The following is a 23,338-nucleotide window of genomic DNA, read 5'->3' on the forward strand; positions in this document are numbered from 1 at the left end:
TAGTTTTACATTATTCCAATGAATTGTTTCTGCACTCCTAGTACTTTATGTGATACAAAAGAGAAAAAGTGTTAGATTTACTGCCATGCATCTAACACTTTTTTGCTATGTCGTTGACGGCGGATGCTTTCCACGAGCACATCGTAAGCCATAACGCTCGGTATGCGCAGTTTGTTGTAACGCTGTAGTCACCGCATTTGCTACCATCGACTAGTTCTCACTAGTATTCTAACAAATAAAAACAATCCCAATTATCATTATAGATAATCGGGATTTGAGCTTTGATTATAATAAATCCTTACGTAATTGCGCAGCAGATTTTGGAGATAACAGACCAAATGGAATATCGAGTACTGTTTTTGCCCCTTTGTCGCCTGCTTGGCTTAAACGGTGTGCTGCACGAGCATACGCTACAAGGACACTTGATGTGAAGTTTGGATTACTTTCAAGTTTTAATGAGAATTCTAGAATTTGTTTATCATCAGCGCCACTTTCACCACTGCGAATAACGAAACCACCATGTGGCATACCTGTATGATTTGCATTAAACTCTTCTTCAGAGATAAAGTTTACAGTTGTGTTATATTCATCGAAATAATTTGGCATTGTAACAATTTCTTGCTCTACTTTTGCCGAATCTGCACCATCTTCAAGCACTACCCAACATTCGCGTGCATGTTTTTCACGTGTAGTAAGCTCTGGATTTTCACCATTTCGAACGCGTTCCACAGCATCTTTGATTGGTAATGTATATTGTACAGCATTTTTTACCCCTTCAATACGACGAACTGCATCTGAGTGACCTTGACTTAAGCCATCACCCCAGAATGTATACGTTGTACCTACTGGTAATACAGCCTCACCTAAGACACGATTTAAAGAGAATAAACCTGGATCCCAACCTACTGAAATAACAGATACTTTACCAGATTTTTGAGCTGCAGCGTCAACCGCTTCGAAAAACTCTGGAATTTTCGCATGAGTATCAAAACTGTCAATTGTATTAAACCATTGCGCAAAATGTGGTCCTTGTTCAGGTAAATCAGTAGCGGAGCCACCACATAAAATCATTACATCAATGTCATTTTGAAATTTTTCAGCATCATCTACTAAATATACGTTCGCGTTACTTGCAACGCTTACTGTTGAAGGATCACGACGTGTGAAAACTGCTACTAATTCCATATCTGGATTTTGCGAAATAGCGAATTCTACACCGCGCCCTAAATTTCCATAACCGACAATACCTACTCGAATTGCACTCATTAAAATTCCTCCTCACGTTAACGTGACAATGTGAAACCTTTCACGTTAAATCTAATTACAATAATACTTTGAGTTAGAAAAATTCACAATAGTTTGAGTACGTGTTTTTCTAGTGAAATCATACAATTTTTCTATGATTTCTATACATGAATGGCATGAATACGGTTACAAATTACTAAAAAATATAACGAACCATTAAGTTTTCGTAAAAGGCTTGTAAATCGAGACTTTTTGCAACATAGGTCTTGTACAATATATATAACAATAAAGGGGGCATGTTGAATGAAAGGTAAATGTTATTCACTATGTAAAACAGCGGTTTTTTTAAATCCCAAAGATAACGTAATTTTTGTTGTTTCACCATTGAGGGTTTTAGATGCAAGGTTTTCTACAAGCAAGCGCCTCAGCAATGAACGAGCTATGCAAAAAATACCTTGTCCTGCCAATATGCCTCTTTCAATTCCAATAAATGAGCGTGATATTAGCGAAACACATAGTAATTACCATAGTGAGAAGCAAATAGCACGCTGGTTTATTAAAAAAAGTGAGTACAATGAAAGCACCTTTTAATGAATTTCTTGCGCTAATCGAGAAAGCCGTTTTTCATCGACTATATGATAGCCATTTTTTTGCTTTTCCAAAATATGATCCTCACAAAATTGAGCAAGTACATATAATAAATGACGATATGATACCCCCAAATACTCACATATTTCCGTATGTTTTTCTTTATAAATACCATTGTCCGACGATAGCTTGATAAAAGCCGCTAATCGATTTTCCAGTGGATAAGCCTGATTTTGCGTGTATTTTGATGTCATATTGGAAGCTTTCTCCCCGAGAAATACACATAATCGACGTAAAAATGGCGCATCTGCCAGCAACAAATCTTTACATCCCTGTGTTGCAATCGATAAACAAATGGTTTCTGTAACAGTTTGAATCCCTTTTGTATATCTCGCCTCATTTAGCAATTCAATTTCCCCCATAAAGCATGGTGCTTGAATATATTCAATCAAAGAAACCTTACCATTTTTATGCGTCACATATAGTTTTGCTTTGCCTTCCATCATATAGTACATCGTATCTGGAAAGCATCCTTCTTTGAAAATCCATTCTCCCTTTTCAAATTTACATATTTCAATAAATGGATGAAAGTCAAAAGAGAAAAAATCATCAATATTAAATTTTTTTATATAGTAAGAACGTTCTTCACCTGTAAGTTTTTGCATTTTTTCTAGACTCCTATTCAAAATATGAGATATCTCACATTATTGTAGCGAGGAACATGCTATTATTCAACATAGTTAAATGGAGGTACAAAATTTTATGAACAATCAACGATGGCTTTCTCAAAATTTCTTTGCATTTTTTATTACATGGGGTATTTTCTTACCTTATTGGACAGGTTGGCTAGTCGATGCAAAGCACCTTACCGTATCTCAAGCGAGTGTCGTAATGGGATGTGGTCTTTTGGCTCGCGCAACGTCAAATCTTTTTTTCTTTCCAATCCTTGCAAAATACGTACACAATAAACGACTTATTACAATTTTAGCAATTGGAGCACTACTAACGGCTTTACTTTACATTCCAAGTACTAGCTTTATCGCCCTTCTCTTTGTAACTATTTTATTCAGTATTTTTTACCCTGCTCTATTACCTGCTGTGGAAAGCAGCGCGGCAACGCTAGTACAACATGGCAACGTACATTACGGTAAAAGTCGCTCCTATGGTTCATTTGGCTTTGTTATAGCGGTACTCATTATTAGTATGTTAACAGGTGTTTTTGGTAAACAAATTATTTTTTGGAGCATGATTCTTGGCATCATCGGTATGTTATTAATGCAACAAATGGCAACACCAAAAGAATTACTTATTGTACCAACGAAGGAACAACGAGCGCAATCACTTTCAATGAAAACATTATGGACTATTAAAGGTTTTCCTATTGTGTTATTTATCGTTATTTTATTACAAGGTGCACACGCATCCTATTATAGTTATGGCTATATTTATTTAGAGGATTTGCACGTTGATCCATTTTATATGGGCATGATTATTAACATCGCGGTTATTTGTGAAATTTTATATTTTATGAAGGCGGATACACTGTTTAAAAAATGGCGCTCATCTTCACTTTTACTGCTAGCGGCTAGTGGATCGTCATTACGTTGGTTACTCATCTTCTTATTTCCAAACGTTTGGGTATTTATCGGCTCACAAGTATTACATGCCCTATCCTTTGCACTTGCACATTTTGCATTCATTGGCTATTTAACGAAAAACCTACCGAAAGAACAAATTCCTAATGCACAAGGCTTATACTCTGCACTAGCAATGGGATTAAGCACAGCAATTCTTACATTTTTAGGTGGCTATTTATATGAAATTTCCCCTGGTCTTGCCTTTGCGGCAATGCTTATTTGTACAGTGCCGGCAATCGGGATATTACTAGCTACTAGAAATAGATTTCATTATTAAAAATATAGGCGGATAGCAAAAAAGTGTTAGATTGTTTGTAGTCAATCTAACACTTTTTCTTTTTGGTCCTAGCTTCTTACTAAATGCTACCTTGGATAATAAGAAAATCCAGGGTATTTGACTACTGGCCATTTTTCCTTGCGTAAAGCATTGAGAAGTTCAGAACCAACATGTAAATTGCTCTTTACTAATTCAGATGGTGTAAGCGCCATCCATTGATTTAAGGAAACATCCTGGAATCGATCACTTTTAAATATTTCAAGGAACCATAATGTTTCAGTCCCCGTATTCTCAATATAATGACCGTTTGCAAACGGCACGTATCCTACATCTCCAGCTCGATAATCAAAGGTTCTAGCTGTACCGTTTCCTGCAAACACGGTCATCCGACCTGTTCCTTGGAGGTAATATTGCCATTCATCATTATTCGGATGCCAATGTAGCTCCCTCATCGCACCAGGCTCAATCTCGACGAGTGCCGCAGCAATAGCTTTGGAAACTGGAAAATTCGTGGAGTCTACAATTCTCACACTGCCACCTGGTGTTTTAATGGGCGTTTGGGCAAGCAGACTATGTTTAAATGTTTGAGGAATTTTACCGTATGGAGATTGTACTTGCTGTGTTTCGATAGGTCCGGGGATTTTATCTTGATAAATGTACACTTGTTCTTTTGGTATATGATTAAAAGCACTCATCGGAACACCAAAATTAGACGACAGCACATCTTTCGGTGTATGCGCAAACCAGTCAGATATAGATAATGTATTTAGATCTGAAAAATGCCCATCGTCAAACACTAGTAGAAATTCACAGCCATCTTCAAGCCCTTGAATGGAATGAGGTATACCTGGCGGGAAATACCATAAATCGCCTGGCCCAACATCGGCAATAAAATTGTGCCCATTTTGATCGACGGCAGTAATGCGAGCATGACCAAGAAGCATGTAAGACCATTCCGCCTGTTGATGCCAATGAAGCTCACGCACGCCACCAGGTGTCAAACTCATATTGACACCTGCCAATGTAGTGGCGATTGGCAAATCTCGTACAGTAATTTCTCGAGACCAACCACCATTATTTAACGTCATATGTGTATCAGAAAAGGAAAATTTCAAGTTCGGTAAAAGACCTGCATCTGTTATTGGTGGAACAAGCAAATCTGGATTTTCTAAATCCCGCATAATATCACGCGGCCCTTTATCCACCCCTCCAGCACCATCATTGCGAATAGGCTGCGGAACATAATAATAGCCCTCTGGCTTGTTATCCAACTATTCACCTCTTTATTAAGTAATCGCTATATAAAATGTATGATGCATCATGTGTTTTATTCTTTTAATGTAAAGTTCAGCACTTGTAATGAGTCCATCATTAAAATAGCCCCACTTTCAGCTAAGCTGGTTAAAGTGGAGCTGCAAAAGTTCGTTCTTTTGTGATGATATTTGACCCTATATGTATTTGCATTGTAATAAATTACTCATTCATTCTATGATGAGTAAAGCCTCTAACTAAGAAAAGAATACCTACGATAAAGAAAATTAAACTGAAAAGAATCAACAAGTAGCCCGAATCAAAAAATGAATGATAAAAAGCTTCCTTACTTACATACGTTAAATTTGAGACTAGGATAGCCGTCACAATATATTGTGTAGAAATGAAAATAGCTGCGATAAGTAAAAACAGTGAACCTACAATTTTGTCTTCCATAATACACTCCCCTTTAATTTATAAGAAAGTTAATATTATCCTTATTAAAAACGATATAAACGAAATTTTCAATAAAAGTTGAAATTCATCTGATTTTTCTTAAAATTAATTATATAACAACCATTAAACGGGAGGAATATATATGAAATTTCATCTTTTAACCACTTAATAGTTTTAAATTTTTTATCATCGCTTTCCTTATCGCCTCAGCTATTCAATTAACTAAAAGGCATCATAATGCCAACACCACTATTCCATATAGAAGTAAATTAATGAAAGGAGAAGAGGAATAGGATGTTTTCGAAAAAAAATTCAATTGTAACGATTGTTTCAATGTCTTTAATTTCTAATTTAGTTATTTTGCCATTTAACCTTAGTGAAGCTAAAGCGGTGGAAAATAAAACTATAGAAGATGCTACTGACAATGTAATATTTTCTGAACAACAGCTTGAAGAAGCTCAAATTATAACAGATCATGTATCTTATGAAAGAAAAAATGGTGTTGGTGTTTTTACACTTTCTAATATCTCAGAGATGGAGATAAAATTACAAAACATTAATTCTATTATTACTGCTGAGGAGATTAATTTAGCAATTGCTGACATAAATACTAAATTAGCTGAAGAAAACGGAAATGGTGAAACGACAGAATTACTAGTTAAATCTAGAAATCTTATTCAATATGGAACGGAGACTGCACCACGTATCGTAAAAAGATCATGTAGTAAATGGTTAGGTGGCTTAGGACTTGCTCATGCTGCAGCTGTTTCAGGAGCTGGTGTATTATTAGGTATTTCAGGACCAGTAGGTTGGACAGTTGGGACTGGTATTGCTGCGGCTTACTATTTGGGGTCACTTGCATGTCCAAACTAAAAATTTTTTTGAAAACATACCAGCTTTCTGTTAATTTTTCAACTATCTTTCTATTTACGTGTCTAACCATCTATCATATCACCCGAACCATCTACCCTACTGTCATCCTTTTTATTCTAATGGTGTTAAACATATTTACCTTTGAATATTTTTTGAGTCGTAAATACAATACTCCACAAAAAAGAGCTATCCCAGCGACATTATATTTTATAGTAACTGGCATTCTATCCTACTTAGGATTTTTGCAGATAATGGATAAGTAATTGCTGATACTAGCCAATTAATATTTCTGAAAAAAAAAGCGTTTTGCTTCGTTTTTTCACGATACAAAACGCTTTTTTATATCCCTCAATATACATAGGAGAATCTTTTAGTACAATTTTTTCAAATGCGACTTTGCCACTTGAACCATCATTTCTATCCCATATTGCAATTCTTCTCGTGATGCATAGGCATATGAAAGTCGAATATGCTGTGTATCTTGCGCATCATATATATAGCCAGGATTGATGAGGATATTCAACTGCAATAACTTCATAAAAAATGTTTTATTAACAATCGGTGCATTGAATTTTAGCCATATATAAAAACCACCCTTTGGCTTTTCCCAACTCGCAATGTCCTTCAATTTTTCATGTAATAAGTTCTCAACAAAATTTGCTCGCTGCTGAAGCTCGTGTCGTAAGCCTTCAATATGACGGTCGTACTTACCTGATTGCAGCCAGTGCAACACAATTTCCTGTGAAATGGCACTTGACCCATAGTCTGTTTGCATTTTAATATCTGCTAATCGTTCAATCACTGTTGTTGGTCCAATTAACCAACCGATGCGTAGTCCAGGACTGAGTGTTTTGGAAACACTGCCAATGTATAAAACTTGTCCACTATCATCCATTGACTTTATAGATGGTGATTCTTCATTGAAAAGCAATTCATGATAGACATCATCCTCGATTATAGGAATACGCGATTGTTTGCATGCCTCGTAGAGTTGCCTTTTTTCTTGCGATGTCCACACTTCTCCAGTTGGATTATTTAACGTAGGTACCGCATAAAAAACAGCCTGTCTTTTTCTTTTCTTAAGGGCTAATGTTTGGGCGAGCTGTTCATCACGGTCGATCGCCATCGTTTGCATCCCAACAGATTGAAAAGGATGAACCGAATTTAAATAAGACGTTTTTTCCTGAAATACGATAGACCCCTGCTCAAGCAAACCAACCGCAATAAGCTGCAATGCTTGTAGTGCACCCGACACAATACAAACATTTTCAGCTTCAGCCTGTATGCCTCTTTTTTGTACATATTGGCAAATTGCTTCCCGCAGTCGCTTATTGCCTTGCGGAGATGAATACCCTAAAGCTTTCGGCTGTAGGAATAACTCCTTTAAGGATGCCTCCATTTCACTCGTTGGCAAAAGGCTTGGTGCAAGCTCTCCAGTTCCTAAGCGAATAATATCATCCCTTTGTTCATATTCGTTGATCAATTGAATGGTATGGTAGTTTGGCTTGTGTAAACTTGTTTCAATGTAAGTTTGCCAATTTGGTTGTCTTTGTTTAATTAAGGAATGCCAGGAAGAGTTCGCTACATAAATACCTGAGCCTACTGTCGTTTCCAGTATGCCCGCTGCCTTTAATTCCTCCAATGCATGCTGAATAGTACTTCTGTTAACCCCTAATTGCATCGCAAGTTGTCTTTGCGTTGGTAACTTCGTACCTGCAACCCAATCCCCTCGCTCAATGCGCTCTGATATCCAAGTAACAATTTGTTGTTGTAAAGTACTATCCCCTTGTCTAGTTGGTTGCCAGTTCATGTTTTCACCTCGTAAATTGGGTGGGTGAAATACCATCCAATTGGTCGTTTTCTTTTAGTTATAACATAGGTAGAATAAGTATGGAAAGGAGGGATTGTCTTTGGAGGCTTTTTTACATGGGATGCTATTAGCGTTCGGACTTATATTACCGTTAGGTGTGCAAAATGTCTTCGTTTTTTCACAAGGCGCTACGCAACAACGTTTCATACTTGCCCTACCAGCTACTATTACGGCAGCTCTTTGCGATACTTTATTGATTTTGCTTGCTGTTTTTGGTTTATCCGTTATTGTTTTGCAATTTGAATGGCTACGTATGGCTTTAATGTGCGTTGGTATCGTGTTTCTGTTGTACATCGGCTATAGTATTTGGCGCTCGACAGCAACCACTAGCGAAAAGAGCGAAGCAATGCCTGTCAAAAAACAAATTGTATTTGCGCTGTCTGTTTCGTTATTAAATCCACATGCTATTTTAGATACAATCGGCGTGATTGGCACAAGCGCATTAAAATATAATAGCACTGAACAAATACTCTTTACTGCTGCATGTGTACTTATTTCATGGCTATGGTTTTTCGGTCTTACACTAGCAGGTGCATCTTTTAAAAAGCTTGATAGCTCAGGCAAGTTGATGAATATTTTTAATAAATGCTCTGCAATCTTTATTTGGGCAACCGCTATTTATTTACTGAGTGGTTTACTTTAATCTGTTACATAGTTTAGAGATACATTTTATAATAAATAGTTGCTGTAGTTGCATTGTTATAACGACGTTTTTGTTTTATATAAGTTTTAAAGAGCTTAACTTTTAATAAAGTTATTCACAATTTCAATGATGATTGCTCCAAGTCGCCTTTTATTCTTCTTTAATTTTCATCAAGACCACCCGTATCGAGTGGTCTTAATGTTTCAAAAATCTATAATAAATAGTAATCGTCCTATATTTTTCAAATGAGTTTCCAACCTAGTGATATCTATTCTGTCTAGTCCGCTTCTTAATGTAAATTTCCCCTTTGTACTTTGTAAAATCACCTCCATTTTATTTAAATATATCTGGGCGTATATACTAACGATTTTTAATATATGAAAAAATGGAAAACCAAAAAATGAAAATATATTTCTTTTACTTTACTTTTTCAACAGCATTAATAAGAGCTTAGTATTTATTATTTTTCTAAATTTAGAGGATGCTATCCACTCTTTTCATGTATATATCCATTTTAAAATATTAGAATTTTTTCAATAATCAGATTTATTATTATAAACTTAAATTATCACAAGGGAGGAGGATATAGAATGGGCAAATTACAACCTATTTCTTCAGAAGAATTAGTGAAGTTTGAAGAAGTTCGTAACGGCGACAAGATTACTGTTATTCGATGCTAGTTTTAAGACACAAAGAACGAATTTTATTCGCTCTTTGTGTTCTACTTTACGTTTGAGTTTTTATTAGGAAAATTAAATTACAAATGATTTTCTTTGAAGGTTGATAAAATGATATTATTTTATCTATTTTTATTCTTTATAGTTTTTAATTTATATTCGTATTTAAGTCTATATGTTCATGAATTTGGACATTTTATTGCTGCAAAACTTCTTGGAGCAAGGCAAACAAGAATTGTATTAAATATAAAAAATGTTAATCCTAGTACCTCTTTCAGTTTTGGAAGGAAAATGAGCAATTTAGAAAATTACATCATAACGCTCTCTGGGATCATATTGCAACTAACGCTTTCCATACTGATTTTGTTACAAAACTATAGCTTATTCATAAAAATAGTTGCTGTTATTCATATACCGGCAATATTAATTAATATTTTGCCTATAAAACCCTTAGATGGATATTATCTTTTGCCACTATTAAAGAATATAAAAGGTTCTATTATTTTCTTTTATTTGCTATTTATTTTATCTATTCTTATATCAATATTCTTCACATGGAAATATTTATTTGTACTATTCGATAATTCATTCAGTAATTCATTAATTATTATGATATTACCCGCGCTATTACTATATAAAATTTTCAGAAAAATAAGTAAGTATAGGAGCATCGAATATGGAAACAACGGATAAAAAATATAAAGTAAGATATGGTAATTCCAAAATTCTTTTAACAAACGAGGACAATTCCTTATTTTGGGAATCCAAAGAAATTTATCATGCAGAAAATACAGATAAAGAAGAAATGAATTTCTTTACCTCCGTGGATAAAGCCTTCTTTTCCTACCCATTAAAAAAATTTGGGAATGTTCATTTATTCGGAATCCCTTTTAATAAAGGGTCTAATAAAAGTAATTCAAAAGTGAAAAATTTTGCTGCTGCTTTAAGGGAATCGAGCCTACGACTTCCAATATATTTAGATGAATATAATGAACAAACTTCGGGTATTTATGATTATTTAAGAGATAAATATTTGATGAAAAATTGTTTGTTAGTCGATCATGGTGATTTATCGATAGTCAACGGTAGTTTAGAAGAAGCTAATCACCAAATATTCCAAGTGTTGAACTACATAGAACCTCAAAAAACAAAATTTTGTGTAGTAGGTGGAGATCATTCAATCACATATACTCTTGTAAGAAACCTAACAAAGATATTATCGAAAAGAATACTTATTATTCAATTTGATGCTCATCATGACTGCGGATCGGATATTTTAAAAATGGATAAAGAGATTTGTCATAGCAATTTTGTTCGTTTTTTATTACAAGAGGAATTGGTTGCTGGAATCATTCAAATAGGTGTTAGAGGGCTGAGATCATTAGGACAATATTATAATCACCCTAAACTTTTTCAACTCAATTTTGCTGATTTAGATAAGCTTCATTCAATTGTATCTGAATTATTAAATATTGAAGATGAAATAATTGGGTATGTTTCATTCGATGTTGATGTATTAGAACCTAGAGATTTCCCATTAGTAGATTTTCCAAAAATTGAAGGACCAAAATTACAAGAAGTTATCAATATGATACAGGAAATTTTTAAAATTGTACCATCCATAAAAGCAGTAGATTTAGTAGAAGGACAATCAGGAGGTAAGCCAGAACAATATGATTCGGTTCTTCATATTTTATTATATCTACTGGAAGGGTTAACTAGGGAGATGAAAAGTAGTCATGATAAAAAATGAAAATCAAATTCAATATGATTGTATGCTGAAATTAAATGAGGAATCGATGTATGGATCAGATTTTGATAATTTTATAGCATTAGTGAATTTATCAAAAGAACTACAACCTTTATTACAATATGATAAATTAAAAATAAAACAAGTATGGGAAAAGTATCGCTTTAATAATGAAGTACAAAACTACTTAAGACAGGAGCCATTTGCTTTTTCGGGATTCAAGGAAAAAATAGGTATGGAGAATATTATTTCTTGCTTCGAAAAAGGCGGGGGTTTTGCTACTTTTCATTTTGGCCATTACCGTCACGTTCCTTTAGAGTTAACAAAATCATTAAATAATTGTAACAAATTTTCATTGGATATTGTAGTAGACAGAGAATCTTATAATAGTGAATTAAAATTAACAAAGTGGAATGAAATTAAGCAAAAGAATAATATAAGTTACATAATTGCAGAGGAAAATATAAGTGGGTTAAAGTTGCTTCGCTTACTTAAACAAGGAGGCTCATTTCTATTATATTTAGATGGAAATACAGGAGCTGGAGAAGATTCAAAACCAATTGAAGTTCAACATATTACATCATTAATAAGGTTAAGAAGCGGTATTTTCCGATTGTTGCAGTTAACTAAAAAGCCACTGTGTCTTGTAATGGCAGATTTAAATTCGAATGGAGAACCTCGTTTGAAAGCTGAGAATCTAAGATATTTTAGGAAAGAGAACTTTGAGCAATCTGTAAATGAAATTTACACCATTTTTAGAAACACACTAATCAATCAACCTGAATTATGGAGATTTTGGTATAGGCATCATCTTTATGTGAATAGTTGGATAGAAATAAAAAATTCAATGACAAATAGTCCATCGATTGATTGGCGAAGTAATAATGGATTAGGATTAGATTTAACTACAGGAAATGTATACAAATTAGATTAATAAACAGCAGATTATTTTAACTTAATTCAGCTAGTCAAATCTGTTCAGCATGTGGATACAAAGACCGCACGAAACCGCTCGAAATTCCAGAATGGACTGGTCCTATTTGTCATACTCATCATGACTGCGATATAAATGCAAGTATCAATATTCTGACTAAAGGTCTAAGAATAATAGCATTCGCGAGAAACCACCGTAAGTAAAGACATACACTTGCAAGTATGCTCTATCCCCAAGAAGCACCCACTTCAAGTGTTAAGAATTGTTAGGTTTAGCTAAGGGGTGAGTATTTTACAAAGTAAAGATGACGAGCCAGTAATAATTCGCCTAGGGGGGCTATTATGTTTAAAAATCATAATTTTGTTTTACTGTTTTTCTCTCGTTTTTTTAGTGTATTTGCGGATGCTATGTTATTTATAATTCTATTATCTTTATTGGGTATTTTTGGTATTAACGCTATCGGACTTTCAATTTTCTTTATATTTTCTACACTCCCAGCCATTATATTTTCTTTGCCAGCAGGGGCAATTATTGAAAGAAAATACCTTCAAAAAGTCATGAGTTTTACTGATATAATACGATTTGTTTTAGTTGGATGTCTAGCAATAATTAACGCGATTCATTTAACACCTACTATAATTTATATATTTATCTTTGCCATTGTCCTGTGTAATGTATTTTACATCCCGGCCAATTCGTCTCTATTGCCCAAAATTGTTAAGACGGAATATTTAGCGAATGCAAATAGCTATATCCAAATCACAATGCTCTTTGCAAAAATAGGTTCTTATAGCGTGGGGGCCTGGTTGATTAAAAGTGGATTGAGTTATTCTAGTTTGCTACTTATCATAGGCTCATTTTACATTATTTCGATGATTATGATTTTAGCGGTAAAGCCATATCACAAAAATTTATCAAACAACGAACCGAAAACTATCATACAAGACGTAAAAGCTGGATTAGCTTATATTAAAGTAAATAAATTATATAGTAAGCTGTTTCAAATATTTGGTGCTGCATGGTTAGTTGGTTCATCAGTGGATCTTTATTTAATATCATATTTAGTGGAAATATTGGAACGACCACATGAAGATTTATATATAATTACCACATATAGTTTGATTGGAATTGGTTTAGGATCTTTCATATCACCTTACTTATACAAACGAATTAATCCTAAAATAGGGCTTTATGCCTCAAGTCTATTCTTTGGTATTATTATCGCATTATTCTCATTGAAATTACCACTAGCGGTATTGTTAATAGGATTACTTATCGGTGGATTTGCACAAGGTTTATTTTTAATTTTTATAAATACATATTTACAAAGCAATGTAGAAGAGAAATATCTTTCACGAGTATACAGCTTATACCATTTCGTTTACACTGGAGTAAGCTTGCCAGGATACTTACTTTTCGGTTACTTTATTGATCGTATCGGCATAATTAATACAGGTTTTATTATTGCAGCCTATTTAATAGTAATTGCTTTAGTAACGATTTTCTACTTACCATCTTTACGAGATAAAAAGGAAATCTTAGAAGAAAGGCATTCTTAAAAAAATCCAGCTATCTGTTTTTTTATTGATAGCTGGCTATTATATTTTTATTCGTTTTTAAGCTTTTTTATATATGATTGTAAGTATTCTTCATAATTTAGAGCATGATTCAAGGATTCAACCTTATGTAATATATCTATTGATTCTTGAGCAAGTTCAAGACCTTGTTTATATTTTGTATGCATTTTGAATATACCGAAGTAAAAATTTAGAATTGTTCTTTCTAAAATAAAGGTTTCAGGTATATTTTGATTTTTTAATTCATATAAGTATGCTTCAGTTTCTTTTAACTTATTATGCTCAAGACATGTTCTAATTGTATTAAAATAGATATCAAATAAATTACGCTTGTAACTTAACATGTTTTTGAAATAAATACTCTTTTTAATGACTTCTGAGGATAGCATAATTACAGTATCTATATCCAATAAATGTAACGTATTTCCATAAAGAATTAATTCATATTCTCCCCAAACTTCTACTTGCCATAAATAATCAACGAGTATTTCTAAATTTTCTTGTTTAACTTTTTTGTCAGTAAGGTCCGAAATAATTACTTCGATCATGATACTGTTTAATTTATATGACAATACATTAGTTAATTCAAATTTAAAAATTTCATCATTTCTTAACTTATTTAAAAACTTTAAGTCTCCACGCAAATAAGATTCCTTCATGTTTATAATTAATTCTTCAAAATGCCCTACTTTAAATTCATTATGGATATAGATAAATTCTTCAAAACTTACATTAATTCGATTAAGTAACAATAATAACTTAGAAACAGTAATGCCAGTTTCATCTCTTTCAAATTTAGATAAATGAGAAACAGAAATTATATCTTTTGCAGTATTATTAAGACTATAACCTTTGTGTAACCGTAACTTGCGAAAAGTATTACCTAAGTTATCCATAAAAATCACCTTTATCATATATAAAATAGAAATTATTGATCGAATTGCCCTCCGTTTTGTGCTATATAAATTTCATCTTAAAGTGTCTAACTTATTATAAAAATTTCAAAATTTACAATATTGGTCGCTTTTTATTCACCATAAGCCCCTTCATCGTTGCTTTAGAGAACTCACGAACCATTGAGTGAATTGCTAGATTAAGTTCTGATTTTGCGTCTTCATAATATATATATTAATTAGAATTTTCGGAAAAAAAGATGATATTATTTTTTTAACCCTTATTTTCTTTTTTAGTTAACTACATTTAGGTTAAGGTGGTGTTATCTTGAAAAAAGACATAATAAAAGTGGTATTAGTTTTTAGTATTGGTTCGATTTTAGTACTATTGGTTCCTTTACTATTTTAATAATTATTTTAGTATTTCTGTTTTACAAAGACGAAACAACAAAAAGTTTATTATTACTCGCTTCTAAGTTCACGTGACAGGCAAAGTGCCATTTCCAGCAAAATTATAAACAGTCCTCAATCATTTTAGAAATTCTATAATCAGTTATAATTGTAAAATGCCATCGACCATTTTAAGTAAGCGATCATTTATTCTATGCGTCACCATAATAATTGTTAAATCCCTTCTACTAAATAGAAAATGTTCTATTTTTTCGGCAGTTTTATTGTCCAGGTTAGCTGTAATTTCATCTAAAAGTAAAATATTTTTATTTCTCAATAAAGCCCTAGACAATGCAATTCTCTGTATTTGACCACCAGATAAAGGAATGATCTAGATTATAATCATAAACATGTTTAATAATCATAAGTCCTCCAAATTTATATATGTCCTTTGGGCTAACATGCTAATTTTTTCATTAAATAATTTATCAGCGTAGATTAGCGGTTCTCTCATTTCTGCGACAATAAACCTTACTTTATCAGTTTGAATAGAATTAATATTATCATATAAATTTTTTAAGGCTTCTTGGGAATCATCACTTATTTTAAATCACATTTTTAAGATTCGATAAATTGATTTAAGTTCTAGCATAATGAAGGCTCACTTCATTAATTAAATCATTAATTAATTCTTTGTTCTCATAATGACTTATTAAGGATCGAATTAGATGTAATTTTGTAATTAAAACAGCATTACTATGGGGGCCATATTCAATACTTACTTTATCGATAATTGACATTTTTCACTTCTAAATTCATAACCAATTCCTCCTAATCAATTTTTTATAATGTTTATATTTAGTATATGATAAAGAAGCTATATCAAGATTAAAGACATAGTTTATTGTGTTGTGCACCGTCCATCTTTGGGCTGTTCCACATCAGAAACAGAGTGAAATATACATGGAAGTTGTGAGCAAATAATCCGATGGGTAGATTTCACTTGATATTTTACCTTACATACTACTTGTCACTCTATTTTAAAACATTTTTAGCTGATGTCATCTAGAATAACATTCTATTCACCCTCTTTGAAAATAAATATTATTTTTACAATCAGTATAAAATGCTTTTTGCAAGATGAAAAGTGTATATTTTTTGAATATTTTGTGAATATAAGTGATTAGTTTGCAGGAGGTAATATCTTGAAGACGATTAATTATAAAAATCCTAATGTAGCAAGCTATCTATTTATCGCTTGAATATTTATAGTTTTAGGTTTTTCTCAAGGTTTAATCTTCTTTATAATAGGGGTGCTTTCTGTTGTGGGCATTAAAGAAAACAATAAGCTTACTTAAATATAAATAATAAGAAAAGAAAGCCGATTAAAAGATTTTAGCGCATCTTTTAATCGACTTTTCCTAAACTACATATTAGAAATTAAAAGTAATCTCGATTTCCTTATCAAACAATTTCGCCTGAATCACATTTTCTCCTGTTTTCACTTCCCCGAATAAAATGTCATTTAACAATACATTAGCTTTCAATAATGCAGTATAGTGTTGGATGATTTTCTCAGTTTCAGCATCTGCAGAGATTGAAATCGAAATATATTGTTCAACAGGTAATTGCCATTTTTTTCGTGTATCTTGGATCGTACGTATTAACTCTCTTATTTGCCCTTCCTGAAGTAAGTCATTCGTTAGTTGGGTATTCAGTAAGACACGACATCCATTCTCTTCTGCCAATACATAATGCTCCTTGATGACGGATTCTTTTAACACATGTGATTTTAACAAAGTAAGTTGTTGATGATCAATATCTATTGCAATTGCACCTGTTAACTGTAGTGCCTTTTGCTCTGCTTCACTTAATCGCGTAACATAATCTTTTACTTTATGCACTTGTGATCCAAATGCTGCACCAGCTGTTTTGTAGTTTAGTTTGTAGTGAATGGTTTCATAAGCAGTAAAGTCCTGTGTCCACTTACATTCCTTCACATTTAATTCATCTCGAATAATATCATTATACTGAGCATAATCTTCCACTTCTCCAACTACTGACATCACCATTTCCTTTAATGGCTGCTTCACTTTAAGTCCTTCACTATTACGAATACTTCGACCAAGTTCAACTACTGCAAGAACATTTGCCATTTGTTGTTCAAGATGTTGGTCTAGTATTTTTGCATCGTACTTCGGATAGTCTTGTAAATGGACACTTTCACCACATAAACTTCTGTATACATCTTCTGCAAGAAAAGGCGTAAATGGTGCAAGCAGTTTACTTACAGTTGTCAGCACTTCGTACAATGTACTGAAGGCACCACGTTTATCGTCTGATAAACCGTTTGCCCAAAAACGAGTGCGTGACCGACGTATATACCAATTGCTTAGCTCTTCAACAAGTTTGCCAATTTCCCTTGTAGCTTGTGTCATTTGAAAATCATCCATATATTTTGTCACAAGCTGAATCGTATGGTGTAACCGGGATTTTATCCAATTATCTAATTTCGTCCGTTTACCAGTTTTTTTAGCATCGTATTGAAAGCCATCTATATCCGCATACAACTGATAAAATTTAAATGTATTATCGAATGTATCAACGAGTTTGGACTTTGCCTCCATCACAATTTTCTTAGAAAACCGCTTCGAATTCCAAGGTGAACTATCCACTAAAAATGCCCATCGTAAAGCATCCGCACCATACTGTTGGATTAATTCAACTGGCTCTAATGCATTGCCTTTACTTTTCGACATTTTTTGTCCGTGCTCATCTAATACATGGCCTAAGGACAACACATTTTTGTATGGCGCTTTCCCTGTAAATAATGTGGATACTGCTAATAAACTGTAGAAAAAGCCGCGTGTCTGATCGATGCCTTCTATGACAACATCTGCAGGAAACTGATTGGAAAATGCATCAACATTATCAAATGGATAATGTTGCTGAGCGAACGGCATTGAGCCACTATCGAACCATACATCAATCACTTCAGGTGTACGTTGCATATCCCCTTGACATGATGGACAACTACAAATTACGTCATCGATATATGGTTTGTGCAGTTCCATGTTTTCGTCCAATGCTTCTTTTGCTAGTTTATTTAGCGCAGCAATACTATTTGGCGCTTCTTCATGACCACATGTCTCACAAATCCATATATTTAACGGTGTACCCCAGTAGCGATTTCTGCTAATGTTCCAGTCTACGATGTTTTCTAAGAAATTTCCAAAACGTCCGTGTTTAATATGGTCAGGATACCATGTTACTTGTTCATTATTTTGTAGGATTTGATCTTTTAATGCCGACATTTTGATAAACCAGCTATCTGTTGCATAGTAAAGTAGTGGTGAATCACAGCGCCAACAATAAGGATAGCTATGTTCATATTTTTCTTTAGCAAACAGCAGCCCTTTTTCCGCAAGCATTTTGATGATATCGACATCGCAGTCTTTGACGAACTTACCTGTAAGCTCCTGCACTTCTTCTGTATAGCAACCTTTGACATCCACCACATTGACAAAAGAAAGCTGGTGTTGTTGCACAGTTTTATAGTCATCTTCGCCATATGCCGGAGCAGTATGCACAATGCCCGTTCCACTTTGATCCGTTACATAGTCTGCTAATACGACAACATGGCCTTTTTCAACTGTTACATATGAAAATGGCGGTTGATAGGCAACACCTGCAAAGTCTTGACCTAAATGCTCACTTAACACTTCAACAGGTGCAGAAAATACTTTATCAACAAGTGTTTTTGCAAGGATATAAATGGTATTGTCATGTTTTACTCTAACGTATGTGATATGTGGATTCATGGCCAACGCTACATTGGCCGGCAATGTCCATGGCGTTGTAGTCCAACCAAGAAAATATTCGTCCTTGTCTTTTCGTTTAAACATCGCTGTTACCGATAAATCTTTTACATCCTTATAACCTTGTGCTACTTCATGAGAGCTTAAAGACGTTTGGCAACTTGGGCAATAAGGGGACACACGATGCCCTTTATACAAAAGCCTTTCCTGATGCACATGACTTAAAATATGCCATACAGATTCTATATACTCATTACTTAACGTTAGATAAGGATCATCCAAGTCAATCCAATAGCCTAATTGTTCGGTAAACGTACGCCATTTCTTTTCGTACGTAAAAACGCTACCTTTACATTCCTTAATAAATTGTTCTACACCAAAGTTTTCAATTTCTTGTTTACCGGATATCCCTAATTTTTTCTCCACACCTAATTCTACAGGTAACCCATGTGTATCCCAACCAGCTTTTCGTTCAACGTAGAAACCTTGCATTGTTTTATATCGTGCCACCACATCTTTAATCGTTCTACCAAAAGCGTGACCTACGTGTGGTAAGCCATTTGCTGTTGGTGGTCCTTCATAAAATACAAAGGGTTTACTAGCAGAACGATTTTTAATGGACGCTTGAAACGTTCTCTCTTCCTCCCATATTTTACGAACTCTTTCTTCTCTCTCAACAGTTGTCTCTTTGTTCTTTTCGACTTGCATGCAATCTCCTCCTATACAGTAGTGTATAAAAGGCATACAAAAAACCCCGTCCCAAGTAAGGGACGGGGTTAACCGCGAATACCACCCTAATTCTATTGAAAACCGCTCAATAGCACTCAGCAACGTACAATCATACGTGTTCTTTTTAACGGTAGACACCCGAATTAGCTTACTCATTTCAGCTAATCTTCTCAGAGAGGATCTTCATGAAACATTTGCACACCGACTTCCACCAAAATGTCGGCTCTCTGTAGAACAAAATGCAACACTACTCTTTCTCATCAACGAATTTGTATGCTTTTATTGTCACTCATCTTAACAAACTGCCATTTACTTGTCAATATTCAGACATTCTACGACGCTTTGATGAAGTGCCGTATATTGAGGACTATCAGCAGTTTGAATATAAAAACTTTTTAATAATGTTTTCCAGTTAAATCGTACTATTCGATAGTGCTACATCAAGCTGTTCCTTTTGAGCAGCTAACGTTGCCATCGTTTCATTTAATAATGCGATAACTTCTTGCTGCTGCAAACCTTGTTTTAGCATTGTAAAAATAGGTACTAATAGCCTTTCATCCTCATCATGAATGAATGCATAATTTGTTTGCAACATCATGTTCCATAAAGGACGTAAAATATCCATAAAAGAAGATTTCTTGAATTTCGGGCTTTTCACTAATTCATCTACTGCGTCTGACGCATGTGCCACACTATGAGCCCACCCTTTTACAGGTATATAGCCTCTTACATCTTTTTCAGCCAATAAATAAGTGCTGAACTTATTTGTAAGTTCCTCGATTTTGTGCACTTCTATAAAATCAGCTTCATTATCTTTTGCTAATATTAGTGCGATTAGTAACAAAGTAAACGTTCTAGTAAAAACTAAATCTGAATTATCTTCTCCAATGCCTTCACTTAATAAAACAGTTAAACAGTAGTCCAACGTGTCGCTTAATATGGCATGATCTAATAAATTTCTTTCTAAAATCATTGTATAGAAGGAATCGTAGATTAAACCGTCTCGCAGTTCGCTATCTACCGAACCAATATGTGCAAGCATTGACTGAATAAGTATTTGTTGATCTGCTTGTTGCCAGGCATTACTGTTATTTAGGAATGCTTGAAGTTCACGTTTTAAATCAGCTTCACTTAATACTTTTTCATGTAATATCATATGTAATAATTTCTCCTTTTGTTTTCAACATCATTTATTCTTGATTTAAATGCCATAATTTTTCCAATGAGATGTCCGCTAATTTATAGCCATACTTCTCAACGAGCAAACGATCAACAGCGATTGCTGGTTCCTCGGTATAAAATTTTGTTATTACATCACAGTGTGCAAGTGCTAAATGCTCTGTTAATTGCTTTGCCAAATCTGCTAATGGTTCGATATGCTCGTCTTGTACATCGCTTTCTGAATAAATGCTAACGGATACATAATTTGTTCGTTGCTCGTCTTCATCCATGATAAAATCAGCTATCTCTAATTCTTCAACTGTGGCCTCTCTTCTTTCATCCACAATAACCAAGCTGTAATGTACTCGTTGAATACGTATTGTCCAGACTTCTAAATCTGTTAACCTTAATGTCCGTTCGAAATAATCAATCAAAGATAAAGCTCCTTTTTCATTTTTATACAGTAACTTACAATAAGTGTACCTTAATCCAAAAGAAAAAACAGCTTATACATGTAAGCTGTTTAAGAGCGTTGCTACTCTGAAATTTCGATTTCATCCAAATTCGCAACAAAATCGTATTGATTTAATCGTACATGCCAACTATATGTGACATTTACGTTTTGACCGATTGTAATTTTTTGTTGTACGGCAAGAAGAGGAAACCACACGCCATTTGTGTGCATGTTAATCATTTCTTCATTTGATAAACGACCAATTTCATCCTTTTGTGCACCTGTAACAACTAAAAATCGATCCTCCTCAATGGCAACGACTGTACCATATTTGTATTGTATAGACGTGTTTGGTTTAGACACATTGTATTTGTTTTCTAAATAAGCAATTTGTTGGCCATATTTAGCAGTGAAATAATCCATCGCTTCTTTTTTCACTGCAAAGTAAGCATGCATTTGGTAACTATTTTCGTATTTTCGGTAATATTCCTTCATTAGTTCTGCTTGGGCAAACCATTTAAGTGCATTTGCTTTGTAATATTTATCGAAAAATTCATCTAATGTTAGATTGAGCCTTGTTAAACCGTCTTTAAATACTGCACTCTCTTTATATGACTTTACTAATTTTTCTCTTTCCGCTTGCATCTGTTTAGCAATTGCCTTTTCGCTAAATTTGATGTTTTTACTTTCTGCATAGACATAATAAGCATCCAATTCGAATAATGTTTGAAAAGTCATATTAATAGATTCTTGGCTTTCATTTGCATCAATTGCTTCTTGAAGAACCATATCATATATTTTTTCATCTAATATTGGTACAGCATTTGCAGATAACTTGTCCCCGTTGTTGACTTGTGCGTATACAAATAAGCCTATACATACTGTCAGAATCAAGGTAAACATACTATACTGCCACCGTCTAGATTGTTTGGGTATTGCGCGTTGTTCTATTTGCCTCACTACATTTGTCATGACACGATTTTTACTAGCTTGTAAGTCTTTTAAAGCTTCTACTTCGTATTTACTCATGTAGCAACACCTCCCATTCAATATGCTGTAGCTTTGGCTTTAATAATTCACGTCCCCTACGTAGCCTTGTTTTCACTGTACTTTCAGGAATACTTAGAAGCTTGCCAATCTCCGCAATGGGCATTTCCTCAAAGTAAAAGTAACTGAGTACCTCCCGTTGCTTTAATGGTAGTGCGAATATGGCAGTTTCAATTAATGTTTGCTCATCTTGCTGTACGAGCATGTCCCTTTTCTCAATCGTTTGCTTAGCGAAAATTTTCTGTTGCACTTGTACTTTTCGATAGCTCCAACTGCGTAAATAATCTTTACTTTTGTTAATGACAAGCCTCGATAAATACGCCTTTAGCTCTCCGCGTTCTTCATATTTTTGTTGATTGTCGTAAAACTTAATAAAGACATCTTGTACAATATCCTCTGCTTCCTGTAAATTTTTTACATAATAATAAGCAAGACGAATAAGTCGTTCCGTATGTAGCTCCATTATTTCTTCTAGTTCCTTTACTAGCAACGTCTCGCCTCCCTTCTATACCCTATAAACGGTGCTCAAGATACAAAGGTTTGTTTTTTGGGAATTTATTATTGATTTTCATCAAAAAATGGAAGGATCATTGTTTTTTCATTTGAAGACAGCACAATATTTGTTGATGGTGTACCGTAAGGCATCGCGTCATCAATAAACTGCTCTAACGTTTCAACTGAGTACGTGGCAAGTTTGACAATATAGCTAATTTCTCCAGCTACTCGATAACATGCTAGAACATCTGGATGGGCGTTACAAAAATTTGAAAGACTTTTACAATCAATAGACTTAAACAACACGATTGCTTGTATAGAACGCTCCATGTTTTTTAAATTTACTTTCGTTGTATAACCTTCAATAATCCCTTGCTCTTCTAGCTTTTTAACACGTTCTATTACAGCCGGAGATGATAAATGAACGTTCGTTGCTAATTCTTTCATTGAAATTTTTGCATTTAACTGTAATTGGCGCAAAATTTCCGTATCAATTTTATCCATTAGAATCCACCTTTTTTTATTAATGAGTTTTCAAATAAATCCTTTGAATATTAGGAAAACACTCTTATT

General features: G+C 33.9%; 21 protein-coding genes and 1 other annotated feature. Of the genes, 8 read left to right on the plus strand and 13 right to left on the minus strand.

Annotated elements, in window-relative coordinates; translation table 11 throughout:
- Positions 1-285 precede the first annotated feature (285 nt).
- A complete protein-coding gene (locus ACIP9C_RS13925) occupies positions 286-1,266 on the minus strand; it encodes a diaminopimelate dehydrogenase (protein WP_401011491.1) in 981 nt (326 codons plus the stop codon).
- 282 nt (positions 1,267-1,548) lie between these two features.
- On the opposite strand from ACIP9C_RS13925, the gene ACIP9C_RS13930 reads away from it, so the two are divergent.
- Complete coding sequence (locus tag ACIP9C_RS13930; RefSeq protein ID WP_401011493.1) at positions 1,549-1,836, plus strand: hypothetical protein; 288 nt, start codon at positions 1,549-1,551, stop codon at positions 1,834-1,836.
- Here the strand turns inward: ACIP9C_RS13930 and yeiL are convergent.
- Positions 1,833-2,498 carry a transcriptional regulator YeiL gene (gene yeiL, locus ACIP9C_RS13935; RefSeq protein WP_401011495.1) on the minus strand — a complete coding sequence of 222 codons (666 nt, stop codon included), beginning with the start codon at positions 2,496-2,498 and terminating at the stop codon, positions 1,833-1,835. The two genes, ACIP9C_RS13930 and yeiL, sit on opposite strands and share 4 nt — an antisense overlap.
- 97 nt (positions 2,499-2,595) lie before the next feature.
- Here yeiL and ACIP9C_RS13940 point away from each other — a divergent pair, with 97 nt between their 5' ends.
- On the plus strand, positions 2,596-3,747 hold the full coding sequence (locus ACIP9C_RS13940; protein WP_401011497.1) for an MFS transporter: 1,152 nt from the start codon (positions 2,596-2,598) through the stop codon (positions 3,745-3,747).
- A gap of 86 nt (positions 3,748-3,833) precedes the next feature.
- On the opposite strand, the gene ACIP9C_RS13945 is transcribed toward ACIP9C_RS13940, so the two are convergent.
- Positions 3,834-5,018: an oxalate decarboxylase family bicupin gene (locus ACIP9C_RS13945; protein WP_401011499.1), complete on the minus strand. Its 1,185-nt coding sequence runs from the start codon at positions 5,016-5,018 to the stop codon at positions 3,834-3,836.
- Positions 5,019-5,220: 202 nt separating this feature from the next.
- Positions 5,221-5,454, minus strand: coding sequence for a hypothetical protein (locus tag ACIP9C_RS13950; protein ID WP_401011501.1), 234 nt, complete (start codon positions 5,452-5,454; stop codon positions 5,221-5,223).
- Between the two features lie 294 nt (positions 5,455-5,748).
- Between ACIP9C_RS13950 and ACIP9C_RS13955 the strand changes: the two genes are divergently transcribed.
- Complete coding sequence (locus ACIP9C_RS13955) at positions 5,749-6,327, plus strand: hypothetical protein (RefSeq protein WP_401011503.1); 579 nt, start codon at positions 5,749-5,751, stop codon at positions 6,325-6,327.
- A gap of 370 nt (positions 6,328-6,697) precedes the next feature.
- Here the strand turns inward: ACIP9C_RS13955 and ACIP9C_RS13960 are convergent, their stop codons facing one another.
- Entirely contained in the window at positions 6,698-8,137 is a 1,440-nt protein-coding gene (locus ACIP9C_RS13960; protein ID WP_401011504.1) for an aminotransferase-like domain-containing protein, read from the minus strand.
- Between the two features lie 100 nt (positions 8,138-8,237).
- Here ACIP9C_RS13960 and ACIP9C_RS13965 point away from each other — a divergent pair, with 100 nt between their 5' ends.
- The 5 genes from ACIP9C_RS13965 to ACIP9C_RS13985 all read left to right on the plus strand — a co-directional run bounded on the left by ACIP9C_RS13965 (position 8,238) and on the right by ACIP9C_RS13985 (position 13,760).
- Positions 8,238-8,840, plus strand: a complete 603-nt coding sequence (locus tag ACIP9C_RS13965) for a LysE/ArgO family amino acid transporter (protein WP_401011506.1) — start codon at positions 8,238-8,240, stop codon at positions 8,838-8,840.
- Positions 8,841-10,193: 1,353 nt separating this feature from the next.
- Positions 10,194-11,270, plus strand: coding sequence for an arginase family protein (locus tag ACIP9C_RS13970; RefSeq protein ID WP_401011507.1), 1,077 nt, complete (start codon positions 10,194-10,196; stop codon positions 11,268-11,270).
- The gene (locus ACIP9C_RS13975) at positions 11,257-12,201 is read left to right on the plus strand and encodes a hypothetical protein (RefSeq protein WP_401011509.1); all 945 of its coding nucleotides are present in this window, start codon (positions 11,257-11,259) and stop codon (positions 12,199-12,201) included. Before ACIP9C_RS13970 ends, ACIP9C_RS13975 begins: the two co-directional genes overlap by 14 nt.
- A gap of 38 nt (positions 12,202-12,239) precedes the next feature.
- Positions 12,240-12,404, plus strand: coding sequence for a zinc ribbon domain-containing protein (locus ACIP9C_RS13980; RefSeq protein ID WP_401011723.1), 165 nt, complete (start codon positions 12,240-12,242; stop codon positions 12,402-12,404).
- Between the two features lie 138 nt (positions 12,405-12,542).
- Positions 12,543-13,760 carry an MFS transporter gene (locus ACIP9C_RS13985; RefSeq protein ID WP_401011510.1) on the plus strand — a complete coding sequence of 406 codons (1,218 nt, stop codon included), beginning with the start codon at positions 12,543-12,545 and terminating at the stop codon, positions 13,758-13,760.
- Between the two features lie 47 nt (positions 13,761-13,807).
- Here the strand turns inward: ACIP9C_RS13985 and ACIP9C_RS13990 are convergent, their stop codons facing one another.
- From ACIP9C_RS13990 to ACIP9C_RS14025, 8 genes are all read right to left on the minus strand, one after another.
- The gene (locus ACIP9C_RS13990; protein ID WP_401011512.1) at positions 13,808-14,674 is read right to left on the minus strand and encodes a helix-turn-helix domain-containing protein; all 867 of its coding nucleotides are present in this window, start codon (positions 14,672-14,674) and stop codon (positions 13,808-13,810) included.
- A gap of 550 nt (positions 14,675-15,224) precedes the next feature.
- Positions 15,225-15,452 carry an ATP-binding cassette domain-containing protein gene (locus ACIP9C_RS13995; protein ID WP_401011725.1) on the minus strand — a complete coding sequence of 76 codons (228 nt, stop codon included), beginning with the start codon at positions 15,450-15,452 and terminating at the stop codon, positions 15,225-15,227.
- Between the two features lie 1,042 nt (positions 15,453-16,494).
- Positions 16,495-19,587, minus strand: coding sequence for an isoleucine--tRNA ligase (ileS, locus tag ACIP9C_RS14000; RefSeq protein ID WP_401011513.1), 3,093 nt, complete (start codon positions 19,585-19,587; stop codon positions 16,495-16,497).
- Between the two features lie 55 nt (positions 19,588-19,642).
- Positions 19,643-19,881: a binding site (T-box leader), on the minus strand.
- A 139-nt stretch (positions 19,882-20,020) separates the two neighbouring features.
- Positions 20,021-20,764, minus strand: coding sequence for a DUF2785 domain-containing protein (locus tag ACIP9C_RS14005; RefSeq protein WP_401011515.1), 744 nt, complete (start codon positions 20,762-20,764; stop codon positions 20,021-20,023).
- Positions 20,765-20,798: 34 nt separating this feature from the next.
- A complete protein-coding gene (locus ACIP9C_RS14010; protein WP_401011517.1) occupies positions 20,799-21,203 on the minus strand; it encodes a hypothetical protein in 405 nt (134 codons plus the stop codon).
- Positions 21,204-21,304: 101 nt separating this feature from the next.
- Entirely contained in the window at positions 21,305-22,252 is a 948-nt protein-coding gene (locus ACIP9C_RS14015) for a DUF3221 domain-containing protein (protein ID WP_401011519.1), read from the minus strand.
- Entirely contained in the window at positions 22,245-22,760 is a 516-nt protein-coding gene (locus tag ACIP9C_RS14020) for a sigma-70 family RNA polymerase sigma factor (protein ID WP_401011521.1), read from the minus strand. Before ACIP9C_RS14020 ends, ACIP9C_RS14015 begins: the two co-directional genes overlap by 8 nt.
- Before the next feature lie 68 nt (positions 22,761-22,828).
- On the minus strand, positions 22,829-23,269 hold the full coding sequence (locus ACIP9C_RS14025) for an Lrp/AsnC family transcriptional regulator (RefSeq protein ID WP_401011522.1): 441 nt from the start codon (positions 23,267-23,269) through the stop codon (positions 22,829-22,831).
- Positions 23,270-23,338: the final 69 nt, after the last annotated feature.

The sequence above is a fragment of the Lysinibacillus sp. NPDC093210 genome (assembly GCF_044753985.1).
Taxonomy (GTDB): Bacteria; Bacillota; Bacilli; order Bacillales_A; family Planococcaceae; genus Lysinibacillus.